The 3,989-nt window shown below is 54.6% G+C and carries 3 protein-coding genes; all 3 read right to left on the bottom strand.

Translation table 11 applies throughout. The features are described 5' to 3' along the window. Positions 1-85: 85 nt before the first annotated feature. Entirely contained in the window at positions 86-2,746 is a 2,661-nt protein-coding gene (locus G556_RS0107425; RefSeq protein WP_028822316.1) for a phage tail spike protein, read from the bottom strand. A 15-nt stretch (positions 2,747-2,761) separates the two neighbouring features. Next, positions 2,762-3,448 (bottom strand): hypothetical protein, encoded by a 687-nt coding sequence (locus G556_RS0107420; protein WP_028822315.1) that lies wholly within the window; start codon positions 3,446-3,448, stop codon positions 2,762-2,764. A 2-nt stretch (positions 3,449-3,450) separates the two neighbouring features. Then, positions 3,451-3,989, bottom strand: a 539-nt coding sequence (locus G556_RS10635; protein ID WP_036916226.1) for a phage tail protein, incomplete at its 5' end; no start/stop codon positions are given.

The raw sequence follows: 3,989 nt of genomic DNA, 5'->3' as shown, positions 1-3,989 counted from the left end.
TTTAAAGACATGGTCTCCAGCAGATCAGCAACGCCTGCCAGTTGATTGTTAGGTAGCAAAATTTTCATGAACAAACACTTTCTTTTTAGGTCAGGTTGGTAGACATTCGGTTGTAGCCGGTGCTGCTGAAATGGCCCCAGGTGATATCAGAGCCTTTGCGCTCAATGCGGGTAACCCAGCCTCTGTTTAAAAGGTCCAGCAGTTTGTTGACCCTGTTCATCAGGTCATTTAGTCGATCAATAACCCGGCTCATGTTATAAAAAGAACCATTCGTGACAATCATCACGTCATAGGTGTGGAAAACAATCTTCGAAAGACCTGTTTGGCCAACCCAGCCCGGGTGCGTACCCCGGTCGGTCAAAGACACATCCTGTAGTGAAACGAACCTGTCGCCTGCAGTGTAGAACTTGTGGCCCCTGGTGCGCAGATCCACACCCAAATGGATACCCGGGGTGCCATAGAATTTACCCTTAGGGTCCAGCGTCAGGCAGCTAGCAAAATTTCCGTCTTGCTGATTTTGGTAGCTCCAGGCCACATAGTCCCCTCCTTGACCAAGAGACATACCGATCCCCTGCACATCCGGGTTTCCAGCCTTTGAGCCCCTAGTCATCTCACCAATAAAACGGTTGCCATACCAAAACTGCATACCGCGCCCAGAAAGACTGCCCTGACGAGTCTGGGCGTCAAACCACTCAATCCGGTTAGGGTCAATACGAATCGACTGATCCCAGCCAGCCAACCCAACCTGAATCGCATTAGCCGCCAACTTATCGGCCGAAATACTACCGGCCCGAATACGGGCAGCATTAAGGTATCCGGTCGTGATTTTCGCGGCATCCAAAAACCCGATCTTCGCGTTCGTGATAGCCCCATCAGCAATCATGGCGGTCTGAATAAACCCATTGCTGATAGTCAACTTGTCCGAGGTGATTGAGCCGGCAGCGATCCTGCCCGCTGCTAGGGTTCCGGTCGTAATCTTGCCCGCATCCACCGCACCAATCTTGGCGTTCGTGACCGCAGCATCAGCAATCATCGCCGAGCCAATAATGCCGTTGTCGATAGTGGTCTGGCCGGTGATATGCACCCGTTTACCGTCAATCAAAACTGTTTCGGGGCTGATGTTGATCTGAGCGATGATCTCACCGTTTTTGACTCTCAGGTTGATGTCATCAGAAAGCATCGTCAGCCGGGAAGAAACATTGGCATTGGTGGCGTTTACCATCTGCCACAAGGTTGCGGCTGAGTTTTCGGCACTGGTGGCTTTGGCTACTGCAGCATCCGCCTGCTCCTTAGCCTCCACCGCCTGCGACGCAGCATGATCAATGAGTTCTTTAGTCTCACCAGCCTTGGCTTGGGCCTGCTCAGCAGCCTGCTTAGCCTGGGATATTTCGGTGCGGGTTTTACTCAGCTCCGCCGTCACTTGGGCGTGGTTGAGATCTGTAGCCAGCGCTACCCAGCCCGGCTGGCCAGTATCGGTGTTCTTGTAAATCCAGATCTCGGTCTGCTCACCGTCCTCTTTAAACCAGATATCGCCCAGCTGAGCCTGTGCCGGCTGGGTCGCGCCGTAATGGTTGGTGTTCTTCCCATCAGCCGACGCGAGAGCCACACCAGCCAGCACCCCTGCCTGAGCAGCCTCTGCACGTGCTGTGTTGATGGTATGCGTGATGTCGGTGAACTTAGCGGCCACATTCCCAAGCTCGATACTGAGGTATTCTTCGACGAGTGGATCGTAGTCATAGGCAATAACCCTGGCGGTGAGTGCGACGTTGAGGTCATCGTGGCGGACGGTTACTGTGTCGCCGAGGGCCACGGTTTCGAGGTCACGAAAGCCCTTATATTCTTTCGTCGAAGCCAGATCCACGAACGAGATCTTGTAGGCGCAATGCGGTTGATCGACATGACGGGTCGCGTATTCTGCTTTAGCTAGCTGGCGTAACTTTTCGTATGCCTGCGGCAAGGGTAGTTCGTCCTCACGCGGCTTCTCCGCATCCTTAATAGCCTTAACAGACCCATACCGGATCACCTTGATACGCGGCGTGAGGTAATCATTGATTCGGGGGCTGTCTACGTACAGTTCCGGCAGTAACAACCCGTCATAACCGACCGGCAGAATCCGGGTCACCACAGTTGTGTAATCCAGTACCGATTCATAACCGGTTAGGTTTTTACGATCCCTGATCACCACGCCAGCGTCTCGGCCTCTGCGGGGAGCATGGTGGATGTGCCAATTATCAAAGGCCAGTTCGCCGCCCCACCGCGAGACAAAGCTACTGTCTGCCTTGGAGTCTAGGATTGCGGCAGCTATAGACTGGCGCACGATACGAGCCGAAGCCCGCGTGGCATTGTCAGAGCTAGATGCTGTAAACCCGTGCTTGCTATTAGCAGCATCAAGAAGCTGCTTTAGCGCATCAACAGCCGTCTTGTTGACAACATAGGTGTCGGCGACAAGGTTTGCTGCCAGATCATAAAAAACATGATGCGCGGTGATTTCGAGTAGCCCGTCAAGGGTGGTGGTTACCTCGGTGATGCGGAAACCCTGACGAGACTGTATGCCAGGCGCAGGTGCTGCGACGATATTCTCCAACATCAGATACTGCGCGGCCGGGCCGTCTGCCGGATAGTTAAACCTCAGCGTGAAGCCCCCGTTTAGTTCCTCTGCCACAACCGGATCAATAATCTCGCGATCCAACACTGCTAGCCCAGTCGAGGTGAAAGTTTTTGTGCTGCGCTCATGAACGCTAATCATCAATAGGCCTTTCTGCTATAGAGTGCGCCAGTTACCCACCACTGCGACTTTCGCTAGTCCTTCGCCGAGTTCGATGCGGTTTTCACCAACTGCAAGGCGCGGGAACGGCCCGGTTAGGGCATCGGTTTGGGCTTTACCTGCCACGTGCCCCACCAACCGGGCACTATCGAGGGTCACCTGTCCAGCTGGGGATGCCACCACATGCTTGGTGCTGTTGATCGTCAACGCCAACTGTCCGGTACCAAACACAGTGATGACCGGATCAGCAGGCAACAATCCGGGATTCGTGATGGTTCCCGAAGCATCGAGCGTTACCGGTTTCAGGCCGGCATCCAGATAAGTAAACGGGGCACATGTCAGATCTGCCTGGAACATGTTCCAAGAACCCATCTCCCGGGCAAGCGGCGACACCTCGACGTGCTTCAAATACCTGAACAAACCAGGCTCGCCACTAAACGAAATCGCCGAAGCCTCCATCAATGCAAGTGCTGCTTTCCGGTAGGTTTCCAGGCCACCCTTGACCGCTAGTGGCAGGCTGATTTCGGTGTCGGCCCAGCCAGCAAACCGAGTCAAAGAACCGGCCCTACCCGTAACCTCGATATCGTCCACCTGCCTAGTGGCGGCAGGAATTTCCACGGGTGCAGTGAACCGCAGGCCGAGCTGCCTCGAAGTTGTCTTGTGGTCGAGAACAAACCCAAACACTTCTACACTCCCGCCAGTAGGTTGCTGCGCCTTGATAGGCGTGAGAGTTGCTGATCGATACGGGGTGCGAGCTTGCCCACCAGGGTGCCGTCATTGAGCACCACCTGAACATCCAAGGCACCGAGAATCCGCCTCGCAGCGGTATCAACAATGCCCTCCACATCCAGAGGCGAAGCCCCATTCTTTATGTAACTAGTGTCTGGTTGGAAAGCATCTACAGGTTCAAGGTTGACCCTCGGTAGCGAAAGATCACCGTTACTGATGTTGATAGGCACATCAATGCCCGCTGCGAGTTCGTCCATGGCACCCATGGTTTCTTTAGCCATGTCGGTAGCCGCGTCAGCTGCCTTATGCCCCTCAGAAGAAATGGCTCCGGCCAGGCCTGCTACGAGCATGTCACCGACCCACGCCATTTGCTTGGAAGGGCTGTGGATGCCGAAGAATCCGAGGATCCCATCCCAAATACTCGATACCCAGCTAGAAACCCTGTCCCACAACCACCCGGCCAGCGACTGGATGCCCTGCCACAAACCAGAAACCA

The sequence above is a fragment of the Propionimicrobium lymphophilum DSM 4903 genome (genome assembly GCF_000423485.1).
GTDB classification, from domain to species: domain Bacteria; phylum Actinomycetota; class Actinomycetes; order Propionibacteriales; family Propionibacteriaceae; genus Propionimicrobium; species Propionimicrobium lymphophilum.
The sequence above is the reverse complement of the archived record's forward strand: the minus strand, read 5'-3'. Positions and strand labels throughout refer to the sequence as shown.

What these genes read in the sequence shown, in the direction of transcription:
- G556_RS0107425 (WP_028822316.1), bottom strand. Translation starts at nt 2,746, where the DNA reads ATGATTAGCGTTCATGAGCGCAGCACAAAAACTTTCACCTCGACTGGG.